The organism is Chromobacterium alticapitis (genome assembly GCF_002924365.1).
In the GTDB taxonomy this organism is placed as follows: domain Bacteria; phylum Pseudomonadota; class Gammaproteobacteria; order Burkholderiales; family Chromobacteriaceae; genus Chromobacterium; species Chromobacterium alticapitis.
Genome location: NZ_PQWB01000010.1, coordinates 90279 through 109158, shown reverse-complemented (window position 1 = coordinate 109158; position 18880 = coordinate 90279). Strand labels below are relative to the sequence as shown.

At 61.9% G+C, this 18880-nt stretch carries 15 protein-coding genes, 5 tRNA genes and 2 pseudogenes; 5 read left to right on the top strand and 17 right to left on the bottom strand.

What is annotated here, in order from left to right:
- Window positions 1-96 precede the first annotated feature (96 nt).
- The 10 genes and pseudogenes from C2I19_RS22945 to C2I19_RS02225 all read right to left on the bottom strand — a co-directional run.
- Window positions 97-198: pseudogene (locus tag C2I19_RS22945) on the bottom strand (IS1595 family transposase); the annotation flags it as partial.
- 22 nt (window positions 199-220) lie between these two features.
- Window positions 221-610, bottom strand: a pseudogene (locus tag C2I19_RS02265) (transposase); the annotation flags it as partial.
- Between the two features lie 105 nt (window positions 611-715).
- Window positions 716-789, bottom strand: a tRNA-Cys gene (locus C2I19_RS02260).
- Window positions 790-833: 44 nt separating this feature from the next.
- Window positions 834-909, bottom strand: a tRNA-Gly gene (locus tag C2I19_RS02255).
- A gap of 31 nt (window positions 910-940) precedes the next feature.
- Window positions 941-1016, bottom strand: a tRNA-Gly gene (locus C2I19_RS02250).
- A gap of 22 nt (window positions 1017-1038) precedes the next feature.
- A tRNA-Gly gene (locus tag C2I19_RS02245) sits at window positions 1039-1114 on the bottom strand.
- Between the two features lie 22 nt (window positions 1115-1136).
- Window positions 1137-1212: transfer RNA gene (locus C2I19_RS02240), tRNA-Gly, on the bottom strand.
- A gap of 102 nt (window positions 1213-1314) precedes the next feature.
- Window positions 1315-1896, bottom strand: a complete 582-nt coding sequence (gene pgsA / locus C2I19_RS02235) for a CDP-diacylglycerol--glycerol-3-phosphate 3-phosphatidyltransferase (protein WP_103901093.1) — start codon at window positions 1894-1896, stop codon at window positions 1315-1317.
- An 87-nt stretch (window positions 1897-1983) separates the two neighbouring features.
- The gene (gene uvrC, locus C2I19_RS02230) at window positions 1984-3789 is read right to left on the bottom strand and encodes an excinuclease ABC subunit UvrC (RefSeq protein ID WP_103901092.1); all 1806 of its coding nucleotides are present in this window, start codon (window positions 3787-3789) and stop codon (window positions 1984-1986) included.
- A complete protein-coding gene (locus C2I19_RS02225; protein WP_103901091.1) occupies window positions 3790-4209 on the bottom strand; it encodes a DUF4124 domain-containing protein in 420 nt (139 codons plus the stop codon).
- Window positions 4210-4351: 142 nt separating this feature from the next.
- Here C2I19_RS02225 and guaB point away from each other — a divergent pair, with 142 nt between their 5' ends.
- Window positions 4352-5815 carry an IMP dehydrogenase gene (gene guaB, locus C2I19_RS02220; protein ID WP_103901090.1) on the top strand — a complete coding sequence of 488 codons (1464 nt, stop codon included), beginning with the start codon at window positions 4352-4354 and terminating at the stop codon, window positions 5813-5815.
- Window positions 5816-5954: 139 nt separating this feature from the next.
- Here guaB and C2I19_RS22845 read toward each other — a convergent pair whose 3' ends face one another.
- Together C2I19_RS22845 and C2I19_RS02210 are read right to left on the bottom strand one after the other, a co-directional pair.
- Window positions 5955-6341: a helix-turn-helix transcriptional regulator gene (locus C2I19_RS22845; protein WP_146056727.1), complete on the bottom strand. Its 387-nt coding sequence runs from the start codon at window positions 6339-6341 to the stop codon at window positions 5955-5957.
- A 9-nt stretch (window positions 6342-6350) separates the two neighbouring features.
- A complete protein-coding gene (locus tag C2I19_RS02210; RefSeq protein ID WP_103901088.1) occupies window positions 6351-7268 on the bottom strand; it encodes a LysR family transcriptional regulator in 918 nt (305 codons plus the stop codon).
- A gap of 145 nt (window positions 7269-7413) precedes the next feature.
- Between C2I19_RS02210 and C2I19_RS02205 the strand changes: the two genes are divergently transcribed.
- Both C2I19_RS02205 and C2I19_RS02200 read left to right on the top strand, forming a co-directional pair.
- Entirely contained in the window at window positions 7414-9078 is a 1665-nt protein-coding gene (locus C2I19_RS02205; protein ID WP_233201070.1) for a GMC family oxidoreductase, read from the top strand.
- A complete protein-coding gene (locus C2I19_RS02200) occupies window positions 9075-10688 on the top strand; it encodes an MFS transporter (protein ID WP_103901086.1) in 1614 nt (537 codons plus the stop codon). The genes C2I19_RS02205 and C2I19_RS02200 overlap by 4 nt, the downstream gene beginning before the upstream one ends.
- 76 nt (window positions 10689-10764) lie before the next feature.
- Here C2I19_RS02200 and C2I19_RS02195 read toward each other — a convergent pair whose 3' ends face one another.
- The 5 genes from C2I19_RS02195 to C2I19_RS02175 all read right to left on the bottom strand — a co-directional run bounded on the left by C2I19_RS02195 (window position 10765) and on the right by C2I19_RS02175 (window position 16709).
- Window positions 10765-11736 carry a fimbrial protein gene (locus C2I19_RS02195; RefSeq protein WP_158253616.1) on the bottom strand — a complete coding sequence of 324 codons (972 nt, stop codon included), beginning with the start codon at window positions 11734-11736 and terminating at the stop codon, window positions 10765-10767.
- Window positions 11737-11764: 28 nt separating this feature from the next.
- A complete protein-coding gene (locus C2I19_RS02190) occupies window positions 11765-14320 on the bottom strand; it encodes a fimbria/pilus outer membrane usher protein (RefSeq protein WP_158253615.1) in 2556 nt (851 codons plus the stop codon).
- A 122-nt stretch (window positions 14321-14442) separates the two neighbouring features.
- Complete coding sequence (locus tag C2I19_RS02185) at window positions 14443-15180, bottom strand: fimbrial biogenesis chaperone (protein ID WP_233201069.1); 738 nt, start codon at window positions 15178-15180, stop codon at window positions 14443-14445.
- Window positions 15181-15313: 133 nt separating this feature from the next.
- The gene (locus C2I19_RS02180; RefSeq protein ID WP_199181049.1) at window positions 15314-15835 is read right to left on the bottom strand and encodes a fimbrial protein; all 522 of its coding nucleotides are present in this window, start codon (window positions 15833-15835) and stop codon (window positions 15314-15316) included.
- Window positions 15836-16391: 556 nt separating this feature from the next.
- On the bottom strand, window positions 16392-16709 hold the full coding sequence (locus tag C2I19_RS02175) for a type 1 fimbrial protein (protein WP_146056726.1): 318 nt from the start codon (window positions 16707-16709) through the stop codon (window positions 16392-16394).
- A 332-nt stretch (window positions 16710-17041) separates the two neighbouring features.
- On the opposite strand from C2I19_RS02175, the gene C2I19_RS02170 reads away from it, so the two are divergent.
- Window positions 17042-17917, top strand: a complete 876-nt coding sequence (locus C2I19_RS02170) for an alpha/beta fold hydrolase (RefSeq protein ID WP_103901080.1) — start codon at window positions 17042-17044, stop codon at window positions 17915-17917.
- A gap of 102 nt (window positions 17918-18019) precedes the next feature.
- Window positions 18020-18874, top strand: a complete 855-nt coding sequence (locus C2I19_RS02165) for an HDOD domain-containing protein (protein WP_103901079.1) — start codon at window positions 18020-18022, stop codon at window positions 18872-18874.
- Window positions 18875-18880 lie beyond the last annotated feature (6 nt).

Genomic DNA, 18880 nt, shown 5'->3' with positions numbered 1-18880 from the left:
CTCGGTCAGTTGTACGGTGCACTTCATGGAGTTCGGCGGTGAGTAGAGTCCGGGTGAGTGCAAGCAAGAATCAAACCAATTTGTTGTGGGCACTTATTTGGTGGCAACCCCGTGGAATCGCGCCATCCAAAGTTTCAAGCGGCTATGGTAGGCATTCACATGCTGGATATGGAATGCGCCCTCGCGTACCCGCTGTCCCGCCTTGGCATGATGCGCGATGCAAGAAGCGATGGCGCCACAAGAAAGCCGTGTTTTTGCTGATGCCGCACGCGCGCGCCGCGGCCCGCACGGTCAAGCCATTCTGCAGCGCTTGGGCATAGCTCAGCCAGCGATCGGCCTTGCGCAATTTGGCCAATGGACTGCCCGACAAGGCATTGCAGGTCCGGTGGCACTGTTTGCAGCGATAACGCCGCAGGCCTCGGCTCCAGCCCCATAACGCCAATTGGTTGGCCTCGGCCTGGCAGTGTGGGCAAGCCGTCAGGTCGGGCAAGGCGTCCTGAACGGCGTCATGGTGAGTGCGGTGCTTGAGAGCGGAGGACAACAGACTCCGCTGTTTGAGGGTGAGTTGATCCAGCTGGGCAAGAAAACGCTGAAAACTTTGGGCATCCATGGCGTTGCTCCCGGTCTGCTACCGTATTCAGCATAGCTCCCAACACGGAATTGGGACATAGCCAAAGAAAAACCCCGTAAATCCTTGGATTTACGGGGTTTTATCTGGAGGCGGGGGTCGGAATCGAACCGGCGTAGACGGATTTGCAATCCGCTGCATAACCACTTTGCTACCCCGCCGTTAACCGGCGTATCGACCAGATTATATCTGATCCATTCAAATTTGGAGCGGGAAACGAGGCTCGAACTCGCGACCTCAACCTTGGCAAGGTTGCGCTCTACCAACTGAGCTATTCCCGCATGGTAACACCTAAATTCTCAAGCTTGATTCTGGAGCGGGAAACGAGGCTCGAACTCGCGACCTCAACCTTGGCAAGGTTGCGCTCTACCAACTGAGCTATTCCCGCACTCCAGATTGTCACAATTGTTTGGAGCGGGAAACGAGGCTCGAACTCGCGACCTCAACCTTGGCAAGGTTGCGCTCTACCAACTGAGCTATTCCCGCATCACAAATCATTTCAAGCTATTGGAGCGGGAAACGAGGCTCGAACTCGCGACCTCAACCTTGGCAAGGTTGCGCTCTACCAACTGAGCTATTCCCGCGCTGCGTAACTTGCTACAACGCTTTAACTTGATCTCGCTGCCGCTTCGTCAGTGGCGGCGAGAGACTGCGAATTATAGAGATTTGATCCGCGCTGTCAACACTCAAACATCAATTTTTTTACCCGCAAACTCCTTGGCGGCCATTTGCAGGTAATAAACCATTGACCACAAAGTCAATATGACAGCAACGTACATTGAAAAATTTCCCAACCAGCGCGCATCCATGCCCGGCAGCAAGGCGCCATCGTACAGCAGCAAGGTGATCGCCAGCATCTGGGCGGCGGTTTTCAGCTTGCCGATATAGGCCACAGCCACGCTGCTGCGGCTGCCCATGCCGGCCATCCACTCGCGCAGGGCCGAAATGGTGATCTCGCGGCCGATGATGATCATCGCCATCCATCCCTCGGTGCGGCCCAATTGCACCAGCAGAATCAGCGCGGCGGCGACGATCAGCTTGTCCGCCACCGGATCGAGAAAGGCGCCGAAGGCCGAGGTCTGCCCCAGCTTGCGCGCCAGGTAGCCATCCAGCCAGTCGGTGGCGGCCGCAAATGCGAAAATGCCGGCCCCCACGGCATTGCGGCTATGCAGCAGCAAGATGGAGTCCGGCAGGAAAAATACCGCCACGCAGATCGGGATCAGGGCAACCCGGATCCAGGTCAGGAAAATCGGCAAATTGAAGGGCATTGGTTTTGGTCTTGTCGCTTTCAGGCTCGTCCACAACGCCGCTGTCGCCCCGAGCCTGGATCAGGGGCGGCAGCCGCTTGCAATCATCTAATGCAAAGCATTGTAAATCTTTTCCGCCAGGGTTCGGCTGATGCCGTCCACCTGGGCCAGATCGTCCACGCTGGCCGCCGCCACGCCACGCAAGCCGCCGAAACGCGTCAGCAACTGCTGGCGCCGCTTGGCGCCTATGCCGGGAATGTCTTCCAGCGTAGACGCGGTGCGCGCCTTGGCCCTGCGCGCGCGGTGGCCGGTGATGGCGAAGCGGTGGGCTTCGTCGCGCACGGTCTGGATCAGGTGCAGCGCCGGATGATCCTGGCGCAATTGTAGCGTCTTTTCCAGATAAGGCAGGATCAGCGTTTCCAGCCCTGGCTTGCGCTCCTCGCCCTTGGCGATGCCGACGATGGGCAGATTCAGCCCCAACTCCCCCAGCACCTCCAGCGCCACGCCCACCTGGCCCTTGCCGCCGTCGATGAACACCGCATCCGGCAGCTTGCCCTCGCCTTCGGCCAGCTTGCCATAGCGACGTGACAGAACTTCGCGCATCGCGGCGTAATCGTCGCCCGGCGCGGCGGTGGTGATATTAAAGCGCCGGTACTCCGTCGGCTGCATCGCGCCCTTGTCGTACACCACGCAGGACGCCACCGTGGCTTCGCCCATGGTATGGCTGATGTCGAAGCATTCGAAGCGCCCGGCGTCTTCCAGCTCCAGCGTCTCGTTCAGTTGCGCCAGCCGCTGGCTTTGCGTGGCCTTGCTGCCCAGCTTCTGCATGATGGCCAGTTCGGCGTTTTTCTCCGCCATTTCCAGCCATACCCGGCGCTCGCCTATCGGATTGCTCACGATGTAAACCTTGCGTCCGGCGCGCTCCTGCAGGAACTGTTGCAGCGCCTCGTCCAGCTCGCCATTGATCACCAGCGCCGTCGGCACCGCGGCGTTCTGGTAGTGCTGGGCAATGAAGGCCTGCAGGATCTCCTGGGCGGAATCGGCCTCGCCGCCCACTGGAAAATGGCTCTTGTCGCCCAGGTGGCGGCCGCCTCGCACCATCACCAGATTGACGCAAGGCTGGCCGTCGCGGATCAGAGCCGCCGCCACATCGCAATCCTGCTGGCTCTGGTTGCTGGCGACGAACTGCTTCTCCTGCACCCTCGCCAAAGACTGGATCTGGTCTCGCAGCTCTGCGGCCTGCTCGAATGCCATCGCCTCCGCCGCCGCCGTCATGCGCCGCGTCAGCTCATCTATCAGCTCGCTCTGCCGGCCATTCAGGAAGGCCACCGCGCTAGCCACGTCTGCCGCGTATTCTTCTCGAGAAATGTGCTCGACGCAGGGGCCGGAGCAGCGCTTGATCTGATAAAGCAGACAGGGTCGGGAGCGATTGGAAAACACAGCGTCCTCGCAGGTGCGCAGCCGGAACACTTTCTGCAGTATCTGCATGCTCTCGCGCACCGCGTAGCCGTTGGGATACGGCCCGAAATACTGGTTGGGTTTCTTCGGCTCGCCCCGGTAATAGGCCATTTGCGGAAAGTCGTGACCGCTGAACATTAGATAAGGATAGGATTTGTCATCGCGGAACAAGATGTTGTAGCGCGGCGCCAGCGCCTTGATCAGGTTGTTCTCGAGAATCAGCGCCTCGGCCTCGGAACGGGTGACCGTGGTTTCTATGCTGGCGATCTGCTTCACCATCAACCGGATGCGCGGACTCAGATCGTTTTTCTGGAAATAGGAACTGACGCGGCGCTTCAGGTCTATCGCCTTGCCCACGTACAACACCTTGCCGTCCTCGCCCAGCATTCGGTACACGCCGGGCAGCGAGGGCAGGTTCTGCAATACGTTCTGGTAGTCGAATTCGGGTTTGGACACTTATTTATTGCACCAGGTCTGCACGTCTTTCTGGGCCTGGCGGATCATCTCGTTGCGCTGGACGTCGGTAGCCAGCGCGTTGGAGCCCGGCAGGCGGATTCGTCCATTCAGTTGCAGCGTAGACAGATTGCTCTGCGCCGCCTTGCAGTTTTGCGCCTTGACCTTGGCGTTGGCCGCGTCGATGGCCGCGTTGTCGGACGCCGCCGGCTTTTTCTCAGCTTTCTTTTCCACCACCGGCGCGGAAGCCGGCAAGGGCGCAACCGGCGCGCGCACGTCCAGGCGGCGCGCGTTGACGTTGGGCGGCGGCTGGTCGGAATAGACGCGCTTGCCGCTGGCATCGGTCCAAGTATACACCTCCGCTCGCGCGGCGGCCGGCAGCAGCAAAATCAGCAAAAACGTCCATACTACAGATGACTTCATTGTCTCTATCCCCGCAACCCTTTGGCTGTATGTTCCGGATTGTAAAGCCTGCCTCCCGGCCGCGCAAAAACGGCCGCCGCGCCGCTTTTGCAGAACAGTCGCTGATCCGGTACAATGCGGCTTTGCCGCCTAAGGAAACGCGATGCGCATCATCGAGAAAGCCTACACCTTCGACGACGTCCTCCTCGTCCCGGCCCATTCTGAAGTTCTACCTCGCGATGTGGAACTCTCCACCAAGCTCACCCGCAACATCACGCTGAAGCTGCCGCTGGTTTCCGCCGCCATGGACACCGTGACCGAAGCCCGTCTCGCCATCGCCATGGCGCAGGAAGGCGGCATCGGCATCGTGCACAAGAACATGAACGCCGAAAAGCAGGCTGCCGAAGTCTCCAAGGTGAAGCGCCATGAGAGCGGCGTGGTGAAAGATCCTATCACCATCGCGCCGGACATGCTGGTGCGCGACTTGGTGCTGCTGACTCGCCAGTACAAGATCTCCGGCCTGCCGGTGATCGAAGCCGGCAAGGTGGTGGGCATCGTCACCAACCGCGACCTGCGCTTCGAAACCCGCCTGGACCAGACCGTCGGCTCCATCATGACCCCGCGCGAGCGCCTGATCACCGTCAAGGAAGGCGCCAGCATAGACGAAGCGCGCGAACTGATGCACACCCACCGCCTGGAGCGCGTGCTGGTGATCAATGACGCCTGGGAGCTGAAGGGCCTGATCACGGTCAAGGACATCATCAAGACCAGCGAACACCCGAACGCCAACAAGGACAGCCAAGGCCGTCTGCGCGTCGGCGCCGCGGTCGGCACTGGCGCCGACACCGAGGCGCGCGTGGCCGCGCTGGTGGCCGCCGGCGTGGACGTGATCGTGGTCGACACCGCCCACGGCCACAGCCAGGGCGTGCTGGACCGCGTGCGCTGGGTCAAGCAGACCTACCCGCAGGTCGACGTGATCGGCGGCAATATCGCCACCGCCCAGGCTGCTCTGGACCTGGTGAAAGCCGGCGCCGACGGCGTCAAGGTCGGCATCGGCCCCGGCTCCATCTGCACCACCCGCATTGTCGCCGGCGTGGGCGTGCCGCAACTGACCGCCATCCATAACGTGTCCGAGGCGCTGAAAGGCACCGGCGTGCCGATGATCGCCGACGGCGGCATCCGCTTCTCCGGCGACATCGCCAAGGCGCTGGCCGCCGGCGGCAACGCCGTGATGCTGGGCGGCATGTTCGCCGGCACCGAAGAAGCCCCGGGCGAAGTGGAACTGTACCAGGGCCGCTCCTACAAATCGTACCGCGGCATGGGTTCGCTGGGCGCGATGAGCCAGGGTTCGGCCGACCGCTACTTCCAGGACAGCTCCAACGCCGCCGACAAGTTCGTGCCGGAAGGCATCGAAGGCCGCGTGCCGTACAAGGGCCCGATCGGCCAGGTGATCCACCAACTGGTGGGCGGCCTGCGCTCGTCGATGGGCTACCTGGGCTGCCCGAACATCGCCGTGCTGCACGAGAAGGCGCAGTTCGTCGAAATCACCTCGGCCGGCATCCGCGAATCGCACGTCCACGACGTGCAGATCACCAAGGAAGCGCCGAACTACCACGTGGACCGCTAAGCCGGTTCGCCTGGCCAGACAAAAGCCCGCGTTTTTCAACGCGGGCTTTTTTTGCGCTCGCCGTTATCAGGCCAGCGACAACAGCAGCAAGGTTTTCAGCTCGGACGGCGGCGTGTCGTAGGGCGCATTCCAATACTCTTCACGCAGGGCGTGGCCCCGGGCGCTTCTCCGCTGGCCGGCAGCCGGTAGCGATTACAGCCAATCCCAGCGTTCCGCCAGCTCCGGTAGGACAGCGTAGCGGCCGACAAACGCCCAAATGAAGGTGGCTCTGCTGGAAAAGCCGGCGCGCGCCGCCCAGCTCGCCCGCCGCATGGCGCAGCAGCAGACGCTGCCGGCTTTCCATTACCGTTTCGCCCATAAGATTGCGGTACAGGCGATGGAAGTGAAAGCGCGAGAAGCAAGCCTCCGCCGCCAGCCAGTCCAGCAGCAGCGACTGATCCAGATGGCGCCACAGATAATTCAGGGCTCGCAACAGGCGGATGGTATGCAAAGCGCCGGGGCCGAATCGCCGATAAGCGTGTCTCATGCGGATAGCCTAGGCGGAATCGATTGATCGATTTTGCGCTTCATGCAGCAGCAGCCATTGCATGCGCTGGCACAGCTCCACCACGTAGTCCCACACCACTCGGTAGCGCAGCGTGCGGCGGATATTGCTGCGCGCGCTGATCCAGTAAGAGCGGACGATGCGCACGTCGGGCAGAATCTGCGCCAGCCTCGGATCGTCGTAGGTCATGTAATAAGGCAGCACCGCGATGCCGCCGTCGGCCAGCGCGGCCTCCTTCTGCGCCACCACGCTGGTGCTGCGCAAGGGCATGCTGGGATGGCGGCACAGGCCATGGTGGAACATCAGCTCGCGCGAGAACAACAGATCGTCCACATAGGCCAGGATGGCATGGCCGTTCAGGTCTTCGCGTTCGCGTATCGGCGGCTGGGCGGCCAAGTAGTCCGCCGTGGCGTAAAGGCCCAGGCAATAATCGGTCAGCTTGCGCGTCACCACCAGATTGGCCTGCGGCCGTTCCAGGGAAATGGCGATGTCCACCTCGCGGCTAGTCAGGCTGACGAAGCGCGGCACCGCCACCAGGTCGATCTCCAGCCCCGGATAGCGCGCCATCAAGGCCGGCATGTGGCGCGCCAGAAACAGTGCGCCCAGGCCCTCCGGCGCGCCCAGCCTGACCACGCCGCTAACTTCGGCCGGCCCCCTCTTCGCGCTGTCCAGCATCTGCGATGCCGTATTCTCCAAGGATTCGGCCAACGGCAGCAGCTGGCGCCCCGCCGCCGTCAGCGTGTAGCCGTCGGCCTGCTGCACGAACAAAGGCTGGCCCAGCACCTGCTCCAGCGCGGCGATGTGGCGCCCCACCGTGGCGTGAGTGGTGCCCAGTTGCTTGGCGGCGCCCAACAGCTTGCCGCAACGCTGCAAAGCCAGAAAAAAGCGGACATCGTTCCAGTCGAACATGGTTTTCCCGCAATAGGATTGTGCGCCCGCACACGAAAACGCGGCCTGGCAGGCAGAATGTTGTTCAAAAATTAACATACGTTGTTTCCCGCTGGCTATTCCCTCCCGCTCGCGCTTCGGTTTAGATGACCAGCAAGACAACGACATGTTAAGCGCCATGCTCAGCGGAGAATTCGACTACATCATCGTCGGCGCAGGCAGCGCCGGCTGCCTGCTGGCCAACCGCCTGTCCGCCGATCCGGCCAAGCGCGTGCTGCTGCTGGAGGCGGGCGGCAAAGACACTTACCCGTGGATCCATATCCCGGTCGGCTACCTGTATTGCATAGGCAATCCGCGCACCGACTGGTGCTACCGCACGGTGGCGGAAAGCGGCCTGAACGGCCGTTCGCTGGGCTATCCGCGCGGCAAGGTGCTGGGCGGCTCGTCGGCCATCAACGGCATGATCTACATGCGCGGCCAGGCAGCGGACTATGAACAGTGGGCCGCGCTGGGCAACGCCGGCTGGAGCTGGCGCGAGGTGCTGCCCCACTTCCTGGCCATGGAGGATCACCACGACCCCGAGCGGCCGCTGCACGGCCATGGCGGCGAATGGCGGGTGGACAAGCAGCGCCTGTCCTGGGAAATTCTGGACGCCTTCCGCGCCGCGGCCGCCGAACAAGGCATCGCCCCGGTCGACGACTTCAACACCGGCGACAACGCCGGCTGCGGCTACTTCGAGGTCAACCAGAAAGCCGGCCTGCGCTGGAGCAGCGCCCGCGCCTTCCTCCACCCCGTGCGCCATCGCGCCAATCTGACCATCCTGACCGGGGCCGAGGCGGACAGGCTGATACTGGATAATCGCCGCGCCTCCGCTATCTCATTTATGCAACATGGCCAGCGCCTGAACGCGCGCTGCCGCGGTGAAATCATCCTCGCCGCCGGCGCCATCGGCTCGCCGCTTTTGCTGCAGCGCAGCGGAATCGGCCCCGCCCCACTGCTGCTGCGCCACGGCATAGAACCGCTGCATGATCTGGCCGGCGTAGGCGGCAATCTGCAGGACCACCTGCAGCTGCGCATGGTGTTCAAGGTCCAAGGCGCTACCACCCTGAACCAGCGCGCGGCTGGCTGGGGCGGCAAGCTGGCCATGGCCTGGGAATACCTGTGGCAACGCAGCGGACCTTTGTCCATGGCGCCCAGCCAGCTCGGCGCCTTCGCCCGCAGCGGGCCGGAGGCGAGGCGGCCGGATCTGGAATACCACGTGCAGCCGCTGTCGCTGGAGCGTTTCGGCGAACCGCTGCACCGCTTCCCCGCCTTTACCGCCTCGGTTTGCCAATTGAGGCCGCTGAGCCGCGGCCATGTCGCCATCGGCGGGGCCGATCTGGCCGCGCCGCCGCTGATCCAGCCCAATTACCTGAGCCACCCGGAAGACCAGCGCATGGCCGCCGCCGCCATTCGGTTGACCCGCCGCATCGCGGCCTCGCCCGCGCTAACCCGCTACCTGCCCGCCGAATACCAGCCTGGGCTGCAATACCAAAGCGAAGAAGAACTGATAGACGCCGCCGGCCGGATCGGCACCACGATTTTCCACCCCGTGGGCACCTGCAAGATGGGGAACGATGAGCTGGCCGTGGTGGACGACAGGCTGCGCGTGCGCGGCATCGCCGGGCTGCGCGTGGCCGACGCCTCCATCATGCCCGTCATCACCTCCGGCAACACCAACAGCCCCACCCTGATGATCGCCGCCAAGGCGGCGCAGATGATAGCGCAGGACAACCAGCAAGCGGCGCCGATCCGGACGCCGGCCCCACCCGCAAAGGAGACTTCGACATGAGCAACAGCATGGCAACGACGGCATCCGCCGTCGGCATCAGCCGGGCCGAGCGTAAGGTGATTCTGGCCTCGTCGCTAGGAACGGTGTTCGAATGGTACGACTTCTTCCTGTACGGCGCGCTGGCCGCCATCATAGGCAAGCAGTTCTTCGCCGGCGTCAACGAAACCACGGCCTTCATCCTCGCGCTGCTGACCTTCGCCGCAGGCTTCCTGGTGCGCCCCTTCGGCGCGCTGCTGTTCGGCCGGCTGGGCGACATGGTAGGCCGCAAATACACCTTCCTCGCCACCATCGTCATCATGGGCCTATCCACCTTTCTGGTGGGCGTGCTGCCCGGCTACGCCACGCTGGGCATTGCCGCCCCGCTGATCCTGGTCGGCCTGCGCATGCTGCAGGGCTTGGCCATAGGCGGCGAATACGGCGGCGCGGCCATCTACGTGGCCGAACACGCGCCGGACCACAAGCGCGGCGGCTACACCAGCTGGATCCAAACCACGGCCGGCGCCGGCCTGCTGCTGTCTCTGCTGGTCATCCTGGCCTGCCGCAAGCTAACCGGCGAAGCCTTCAACGACTGGGGCTGGCGCCTGCCCTTCCTGGTCTCCATCGCGCTGCTGGCCATTTCCACCTGGATCCGGCTGTCCATGCAGGAGTCTCCCGCCTTCCTGAAAATGAAGCAGGAAGGCAAGCATTCAAAAGCGCCTATCACCGAAGCCTTCGGCAACTGGAGCAATCTGAAGCTGGTGCTGATCTCGCTATTCGGCTTCAACGGCGGCCAGGCCGTGACCTTCTACTGCGCGCAGTTCTATTCGCTGTTCTTCCTGACGCAAATTCTCAAGGTGGACCCGCAGACGGCCAACCTGATGCTGGTCGCGTCGCTGGTGATCACCACGCCGCTGTTCCTGTACTTCGGCCACCTGTCCGATCGCGTCGGCCGCAAACCGGTGCTGATCGCCGGCCTGATTCTGGGCCTGGCCCTGACCTTCCCGGCGTTCCGCTGGCTGACCGACTTCGCCAATCCAGACGTGGCGGCCGCCCAAACGCGAGCGCCGGTAGTGGTGGTGGCCGATCCGGCTAGCTGCCACTTTCAGTTCGACCCCATCGGCAAGGCCAAGCTGAACACGCCGTGCGACCAAGCCAAAGCGCTGCTGGCCAAGAACGGCGTGCCGTACAAACAGCAAGCCGCGCCGGCAGGCGTGACGGAAATCCACATCGGCGGCGTGGCGCAGCAAGGATTCGACAAGAAGGCGCTGCAGGACGGTTTGAAAGCGGCCGGTTACCCGGACAAGGCCGATCCGGACAAGATCAACCATCTGATGGTGATCCTGGTGCTGGTGCTGCTGTCTGTGATTTCCGCGCTGACTTACGGCCCGCTGGCCGCGATGATGGTGGAGCTGTTCCCCACTCGCATCCGCTACACCTCGATGTCCCTGCCCTATCACCTGGGCAATGGCTGGATAGGCGGGCTGATGCCTACCGTGGCGTTCTCGCTGGTGGTCTATACCGGCGACATCCTGTACGGGCTATGGTATCCCATCGTGGTCTACGCCATGAGCCTGGCGGTGAGCCTGCTGTTCCTGAAGGAAACCTTCCGCAACGATATTCACAGCCATTAAGCCTGCGCCTGCCTGCGCAAAAAACCGCCGCGTCCCTTGCCGGAGCGGCGGTTTTTCGTCAGCCGGCGCACACCGCCTACTGATAGACCATGGTGAAAGTCAGCGAGGTATTGGCCTTGCCGCCGGTCACCCTGCTGCCTATCTGGTAATACGTGGCCTGCAAGGGGATGGTATAAGAGCCGCCGCGCCAAGACTGATAGCTGCTCAGCGGATACTGGGCGCCGAATTGCAAAGGATTGCCGTTGCCGTCCTTCAGCTGGATGGCGACCCCGCCGGCGCTGGAGGCGGCATCCAGCGCCACCACGCCGGCGCTGTCGTTCAGCACCTGGGTGGTCGCATCCACTTGGTACTGAATGGAATTCATGCCGCGCGGACAATTATTGACCGCGATATTGAATCCCACCGCCGCCGGCTTCATCGGCTGATTGATGCCTGCAAAATCCTTCAAGGTGCGCTGGCCCAGATTGACCGAAACATTGGGCGTCGAACAGGCCTGGGTGGTGATGGTGACGCCGCCGATCGGTAGGGCGTTATACACATTGAGGTCTGTATCGGCCACCATGCTGACACCCGGCAAATTGGATGCATTGACATAACCGGACGATACCTGGCCGGTGACGATCAACTGGTAGGTCAGCTGAGGGCTACCTAGATAATAACTGGTGCGACCGCTCAACTTACTGGAGTAAGGCAACACATCGCTGCCCAAGTGCAGCACCTGCACGCCTATGCCAGGCACGCCGGTCTCGTAGATGCCGCTGCCCGCCGACGCCAGCGGCGCCGTGCTGAAAGTCCATGAAACCGGCGCTGAATTAGAACCGCAGTACAGCACACTATTGCTGGATGGATTCCAGCTGAAGCTGGCGATCACGCTGCCCACCGCCGCGTCACGCGGCACCGGGTAAGCGCCGCTCAAAAGTATGGTCGGCGTCATCGGATAGCTGCCGTTGACCAATTGGCAATTCCGGCCCGCCCAGGCCGGCAGCGTCGCCAGGATCAACAGCAATCCCAAACCGCCGCGGCGCCAATTCTTCACTATCGCATGCATTTGAATATCTTCCCTGATCAATCCCGGCTTAAGCGCCAGCTGCGGCATCCGCCTGCCGCGTTTCATGCTTCACACACTGCGCCTCGACGCGGGCGAAGCCGGCATGTGGCGCCTTGGCTTCCCGCTGCTGCGCCTGATAATGGAAGGCGCAGCTGCGGTCCTCGCCCTCGCCCCATTTCGCCGTCAAGGCCTGTCCTTCCAGCCCGCGCAGAAACACCCAGCCGCCCTGGCCTACCAACGCGACGGATTGCCCCTTGCCGCCCAGCACGGCCGAACCGACCGGAATGGCGCGTCCGTCAGGCTGCCGCAAACGCACCAGCGCCGCCTGGCCCTGCACGGTCGGGAATTTCAGCATGACGATGGAGCCTGCGCGCGGCACCACATCGGACGAAGTGGTCTGCAACTCGACATTGTCGCTCAGTCCCTTGGGATCCAACGAGATCTCGTTGGCGCGGTACGGCATCAAGCTGGGCACCACCGCATAGCCGCTGCCCCCGACCTTCACGCCGTTGGCGTTGCCGACCACGGCGCCTTCGGCTCCCTTGGCTTCGATCACCGCGATGGAGTCGCCCAGGGTCTGCGCCGCCGTGACGCCGCCGGGGTGGAACACCAGCGCGCCAGACAGGCCGAGCGACTGCTGGCTGGAACCGCTGCCGACGCTGGCGGCCGCGTTGAAGGTCGCCGCGGAGGTGGCGTATTGCAGCGAAGCGCCGCCGCCGTCCCCGCCGACGCCATGGTTGCGCTGGCTGCTGCCGTAGACGCTGTAACTGAGATCTTTCTGTTCGCCGGCCGTGCCATTGAGAGACAACTGGCCGCTGCGGCTCTGCCGGCTGTCCGCCGCGTAGCTTGCCGTCAACTGCGGCGCAGCCATGCCCCTGCCCAAGGGCAGACTCAGGCTCAGCATGTATTGCGTGGTGGCCGCGCCCAACGAATTCAAAGTGCGGCCGGCGGACAGGGACACGCTGCCCCAGGACAACCGCTTGGAGTAGCCCGCCTGGTAGATCACGTCGCTGCTGTCGCGGTTCCAGTAATTCTGGGCCGATCCAGTCAGGAACAGTCGGCCCAGATTGCCCGGCAGCGGTTGATCGACATTCAACTGAAAGCGGCTGCGCTGGCGATACACGATGGAACCATTGTCCAGGCGCGCGAAATCGGCGAGCTCCAGATAGCCGTCAGTGGAGTAGCGATAGGCGGCCACGGTGAAATTGGTCTGCGTAAACGGCAGCAGTTTGCTGTAGGTCACGCTGTAACTTTGGCCGCTCATTCTGCCGCCATCGGCGAGATAATTTGGCAAGCCGCGTGCGGTCGACTGCGCCATGTCCGCGGAAAAGGCGCCGATGGGCGTATTGAAGGCCAAGCCCAGCAGCAGCTGCTGATAGCGTCCGCTCGCGATGGCGCCGCCGTAGCCGGTAAAGCTATTGTTCAGGCCGCGCTGATAAGTGCCCTGAATGAAATCGGGCAAGCGGCTCAGGCTGTCGTTGCGCAGCCGGCCGGCCAGCAGGCTGTAGCGACTGGCGTCGGGACGCAGCAGCTGCGGCACAGAGGCGTAAGGCACGACGAACTGCTTGGTGCGGCCGTCCGCCTCAGTCACCGTGACATTCAAGTCGCCGGCGTAGCCGGTATTGTAAAGATCGTCTACCTTGAATTCGCCCGGCGGCACTGTCGCCTCGTAGATCAGATTGCCGTTCTGGCGCACGCTGACCTTGGCATGGGTGTCCGCCACGCCGCGCACGATGGGGGCGTAGCCTTGCAACGATTCCGGCTGCATGCGGTCGTCGGACTGGATTTGCACGCCGCGAAAAGACACGCTGCTGAACAGATCGGACGGCGTCTGGCTGTCGCCCATTGTCAACTGCGCGCGCCAGTCGGTCAGATCGCGCTGGACATAGGCGGCATTGCCCTGATAGCTGCGCCCGCTGCCCTGGCCGTCGCCATGGTCCTGCTGGCTCAGCGTGCCGCTGTAGCGCAGTCGCCATTCCCGCACATTGAGGCCGGCATTGGCGCCGAGGAAATACAGATTGCGCGCCTGCCCCGCATTGTCATAACGATAGCCGTTGGCGTTGTAGCTCAGAAAACCGGCCAGCGGCGCGCCGGCATCCCAGTATTGCGGGTCGACATAGCCGCGCGCCTGGCCGCGCAGATACAGCTGGGGAATGCTGACTTCAAGCTTCAACTCGGACAAGTCGAAGCTTTGCGTGGCGCCCGGCACCACTTCAGACATCGGCGCGCAGGCGCCCCCAGCCAATGCGGAATCTGCTGTCGACTGCGGCAGCTTGGAGAAGTCGACGCCCAGCCCCTCCATCATGACGCGGCTCATGCAAGCCTCCACCCTCGGGCCGCGCTGGCTCAAGGTCACGTCGCGCCGGCCTATCCAGGACTGATTGACGTAAACGTCGGCTCGATACGTGCCCGGCTCCGCCTGATTGCCCTTGTCGAAGCGAGACAGATCTAGCGCCTGGCCATCCATCGTCTTGCCGAAGAAGGCCGGGTTGAATTGAGTCTCACCGCCTGCAGCCGGAACGGCGTCCGCAGCAAGGGACTGGCCGTTGAAGGCCGCCAGCAACAGCAAGACCAGCGGTTTCATGGTCCTGTGTCCTATGCGGCAATGTCTAGGCTCGACTCTATTCATAGATACAGTTTAAATTTTTTATTTAAAATTAAGGCAGAAAATAGCTTGCTGGCAGCAAGCGTCCTCCCCTTGCGGGCTTAAAACTTCAACTCAACCTGATGGCTGACCGGCGCGCCGTAATCGTTGATGGTTTCGTACTTGACCATCGCCTTGCCTGCAGGCGCGGCGCTCAGTCCGTTCAGTTCGAAATCCTCACTAGCCTGCGGCGCGATCATGCCTCCATCGCTCTTGTACTCGCGCCCATTCCACAACAGAGCGGTCAGATTGAAAGATACATGGAAGGGACTGCCGTTATGACCGCGCAAGGCATAGCCTTTGCCGGATGCGTTCTTGACCAGCTTCCAGTCCACCTTGTCGGCGGCCTCGTCCGGGCTGCCCGGCAGGCCCGTCGGACGATAGAAAATCTTCAAGCGGGAGCGGAAGGCGATCTGCAAGAAATTACTGGCTTCGCCGGCTTTCTGCGGCAAGGGCGGCACGTCCAGCACATTGAGCCAGAACAGGGATTCGCGATCCTGCGGCAAAGCCTCCTGGGTGAAGGTCATGCGCAGGGTCTGTGACTTGCCGGGATCGACCCGGAAAATCGGCGGCATGATGACAAACGGCGCATCCGCGGTGTCCGGCGTGGACTTCGCATTGCCCCGATCCGTCCAGGCCTGCACCAAGGCCGGTTCCTTGCCGGGGTTGTTCAGCTTGATGGTGACCTCTCGCGCATCGCTGTTGTACACCACGCGCGTCCCGGTAATCACCACATTGGCCATCGCCGGTTGCGCCGCCGCGCAGCACGCCAACGCCAGACCAGCCAAACTCCGCCTCATTATCGCTTTCATTCCGTATCCGCCTGCCATCCTGTTTCAGCCCAGACCGCATCCGGGCGCCAAGGCGGGCGCGCAAACCGCACCCGCTCCGAGCGAGCGGTTCGCAACCGCCCGCCGGAGATTATCCCCGGTATCAGTTGTACTGCATCGAGAACATGACGCTGGTGTTCACCGCGCCGGCGGTGGCGGCGCCGGTCGCCACGTACTGGGCGTAGTAGTTCAGCGTAGCGACGTTATTGCTGATGCTGACCGTTTGCGAGTTGGTGTTGTTGGTGATGTTGATAGGCTGGAAGCTGCTGTTCAACAGGCCCACTTGAACGTTGGAGGCGCCGCCGGTGGTCTGGTTGATCAGATTGCCAGTGGTCTGGTCGACCGTAGAGCCCAGCTCGAACAGGGTCTTGGCGCTGGCGCCGGTGCACTGAGTCAGGTTCAGCACAAAGGGCGTGGTGCCGGCGGTCGCGCCCTTGGTGGCCAGCGCGCTCTTAGATACGGTCGGCAGCGTCACATTGACCGTCGCCAATGTGCCATTGGCCGTGCCGTTGACCTGGCAGGTGCTGCCATTGATCTGTCCGGTAATATTGATCACGCCGTCGGCGGCAAAAGCCGCGGAGGAGGTGCCCAGGCCCACGCACAGTGCCAGAACCAGCTTCTTCATTTTCATTCGCTCCCTATTTGAGTGATGCGGACAAACCGCCCGCTGAGATCAGATGCCGCCTGCGGGCGGCGCTTGCCGCGGCGCCCGCAGGCGGTCGCGCGTCGTATCGTGAATCCAGAATAGCGTCAGGTTTGCGCAATTATTAAGTGATTCTTTAAACTCGATTCATAAAAATTGTACTATCCAAAAGACATCATCGGCAAATGCCAAATGAACAGAAATAATGCAATCGGCATTGAGCATCTTGAATAAATATCAGCAAACCAATGAAAATAAACGGAATTTATTTGATTTAATATCTATAAAGTAAAAATTTAAAGACGTTGCACATTTACATCACACTAAACAAATACTTACAAATAAGCCTATCAAAATGCAAAAAGTATTGAAAGAATATCAATATATTCAAATTGAATTGAAGATGCGCCTTAGCGCATGAAGGGACGCACGGCATGCCTGGCCGTGAAGCGACTTAAAAAACGAAAACGCCGCCTGCCAACGAAGGCAGACGGCGTTTCCACGCGAGAGAACTCGCGAGATGCGTGAAGCGCCGAGTCTAGCGGTACTCCACAGTCATGATGGACTGCTGGCGGCCGACAGGCTGCATGGATACCGCCGCCACATAATTGTTCAAGGACTTGGCCGGAGCGGTCGCGCTCACCTTGCGCGTCACCACAGCGGCGTCTTCGCAGATCATCTGCAAGGCCACGGAACCGGATACGCCCTGAACCTGGGCTGAGCACGTCGGCGCCATGATGCTGCCGGAGAAACTCACCACGCCATCAGCAGCCGAAGCCGAAGCCATGATGCCGAAACCCAGCAGCGCGGCGGTAGCGACTTGCACAGCCAACTTCATCGCAAAGGTCCGTTCCATTTTTGGCTCCCGGCCCGGCGTGGCGCAGCCAACCGAGCGTTAAATTTTAATTTAAAATCTTTTCAATCAAAAAACACTGCATTTACAACTCAACAATATAAACATGGCGGATTTTTTTCAAGCGTTTTTTAAACAAACACGCTGCACGCCCGCCATTTCGCAACAAATCAATTCAATTGGCATTAAAAATTATGGCAAATCCAGATGAGAATTAATTATTTTAAACTTTTTGTTTAATCTTAGATTAAACAGCTAGCCAGACATGTCATTGTTCCAATCCTGCCGCGCCAGGTAGACTGCCTCCACCCAATCACAATGCCTGATCCAGCGCCATGGCCAACCGACTTCCCCATCGCAGTGAAATCCGCCTCGTCAACCAACGCCGCTATCACTTGCGCCACTGGGGCGCCGTCGATGCCCCCCTGCTGGTGCTGCTGCACGGCTGGATGGATAGCTCGGCCACCTTTCAATTCATGGTAGAAGAGCTGAAGCGTGAATGGCATGTGCTTGCGCCGGATTGGCGCGGTTTTGGCGACAGCCAATGGAATGAAGGCGGCTATTACTTCCCGGACTATCTGGCGGACTTGGACGGTTTGCTCGACCAGCTGTCACCCCACCAGCCGGTCCGGCTGCTCGGCCACAGCATGGGCGCCATGATTGCCGGCATCTACGCCGGCGTGCGGCCGCAGCGAATTGCCCGATTGACGCTAGTGGAAGGGTTCGGCCTCAACGCCACCCGCCCAACCGAAGCGCCTGGGCGCTATGCCCGCTGGTTGAGGGAAACCCAATCAACCCAGTCTTACGAGACGCTGACGGATCACACGCAAGTGGCGGACAAGCTCTGCGCGCGCAACCCCTTGTTGACTCAGGAGCGCGCCCACTGGCTAGCGGCGGAATTGACCCGCCAGGACGGAGATGGCCTCACCTACCGCGCGGACCCGCGCCACAAGATGGTCAATCCCGTCTTGTACCGGCTGGAAGAGGCCATGGCCTGCTGGCGGCGCATCACGGCGCCCGTGCTATGGGTATTGGGCGAGCGCGCCTTCGAACATCCCGCGGTCAACGGCGTCATGTCCACGCTGGACGAGCGGCGCGCTTGCTTCGCACAGCTCAGCGAAACCGTCATAACGGGCGCCGGCCACATGATTCAATGGGAGAAGCCGCAGGCGCTGGCCCACGCGGTGGAAGACTTCATGACTGTCGACTGAAGGCGCGCATCCCGGCGACGCGCCAGGATTTGAGCTGCATCAGCCAAGCTTCGGCAGCGGCTGCTACACTGCCTATAGCGTCCACTCCCCACGAACGCAGCCATGGCAACCGAACTGAATGTCGAACAGCGCAAGACACTGCTGCAGAATCTGGTCATCCCTCCACGACCGGAAATCCTGGACAAGCTGCAGGCCTTGCGCCAGGACAGCGTCTCGCCGCTGCAGGAGCTCAGCGAGCTGATCGCCAGCGATCCCGCGCTAAGCATCGCCATGCTGAAAGCCGCCAATTCCCCCGTGCTGGGCCAGGGCCGCCGCATCCAATCCATAGGACAGGCCGTCAATCTGCTGGGCGTCAACAATGTGATCAACCTAGCCAGCGGGCTCGTGCTGCGCAGCCGCTTGACGCAAGAGACGCCGCCCATCCTGGAGGTATTCTGGGAGAAGGCCATGCAACTTACGACCGTGGCCGGCCTGCTCAGCGAAAGGCTGGCCCATGTGCCGGACCAGTGCCAGAGCTATGCGCTGTTCCACGCTTGCGGCATCGCCATCCTGTTGATGCGCCAGCCAGGCTACGCCCGCACCCTGCAATTGATGGAAATGGCCGATGACGACCGCATCCTCAAGCTGCAGCAACAGTTGCATGGCACCGACCACGCGGTGGTGGGCTATCTGGTGGCCAAGGTATGGCATATGCCGGAGAACTTCGCCCGCGCCATTCAGCTGCAATACGATCCGCAGGCGCTGGATGCCGGACCGGACGCGCCGCTGGATCACGAGGGCAGAATGATGGTGGCGATCACCCGCGCCGCGCAACACGCCTGGCGCACCTCGCTGCCGGGCCAGACCGACCCGGGCTGGCCGCAGCGCCGCGCCGCGGTGCTGGCCTATCTGGGGCTGAATCAGGAAGAGTTCGAAGACTGGTGCGATCACCTGCACCAGCAGATGGCCGGCGTCTGACCGGCC

Coding starts and splice junctions, on each gene's coding strand:
- C2I19_RS02175 (WP_146056726.1), bottom strand. CDS start 16,709: ATGGAACGGACCTTTGCGATGAAGTTGGCTGTGCAAGTCGCTACCGCC.
- C2I19_RS02225 (WP_103901091.1), bottom strand. CDS start 4,209: ATGAAGTCATCTGTAGTATGGACGTTTTTGCTGATTTTGCTGCTGCCG.
- C2I19_RS02210 (WP_103901088.1), bottom strand. CDS start 7,268: ATGTTCGACTGGAACGATGTCCGCTTTTTTCTGGCTTTGCAGCGTTGC.
- C2I19_RS02165 (WP_103901079.1), top strand. CDS start 18,020: ATGGCAACCGAACTGAATGTCGAACAGCGCAAGACACTGCTGCAGAAT.
- C2I19_RS02170 (WP_103901080.1), top strand. CDS start 17,042: ATGGCCAACCGACTTCCCCATCGCAGTGAAATCCGCCTCGTCAACCAA.
- guaB (WP_103901090.1), top strand. CDS start 4,352: ATGCGCATCATCGAGAAAGCCTACACCTTCGACGACGTCCTCCTCGTC.
- C2I19_RS02195 (WP_158253616.1), bottom strand. CDS start 11,736: ATGCATGCGATAGTGAAGAATTGGCGCCGCGGCGGTTTGGGATTGCTG.
- C2I19_RS02200 (WP_103901086.1), top strand. CDS start 9,075: ATGAGCAACAGCATGGCAACGACGGCATCCGCCGTCGGCATCAGCCGG.
- pgsA (WP_103901093.1), bottom strand. CDS start 1,896: ATGCCCTTCAATTTGCCGATTTTCCTGACCTGGATCCGGGTTGCCCTG.
- C2I19_RS02180 (WP_199181049.1), bottom strand. CDS start 15,835: ATGAAGAAGCTGGTTCTGGCACTGTGCGTGGGCCTGGGCACCTCCTCC.
- C2I19_RS02190 (WP_158253615.1), bottom strand. CDS start 14,320: ATGAAACCGCTGGTCTTGCTGTTGCTGGCGGCCTTCAACGGCCAGTCC.
- C2I19_RS22845 (WP_146056727.1), bottom strand. CDS start 6,341: ATGAGACACGCTTATCGGCGATTCGGCCCCGGCGCTTTGCATACCATC.
- C2I19_RS02185 (WP_233201069.1), bottom strand. CDS start 15,180: ATGAGGCGGAGTTTGGCTGGTCTGGCGTTGGCGTGCTGCGCGGCGGCG.
- C2I19_RS02205 (WP_233201070.1), top strand. CDS start 7,414: ATGTTAAGCGCCATGCTCAGCGGAGAATTCGACTACATCATCGTCGGC.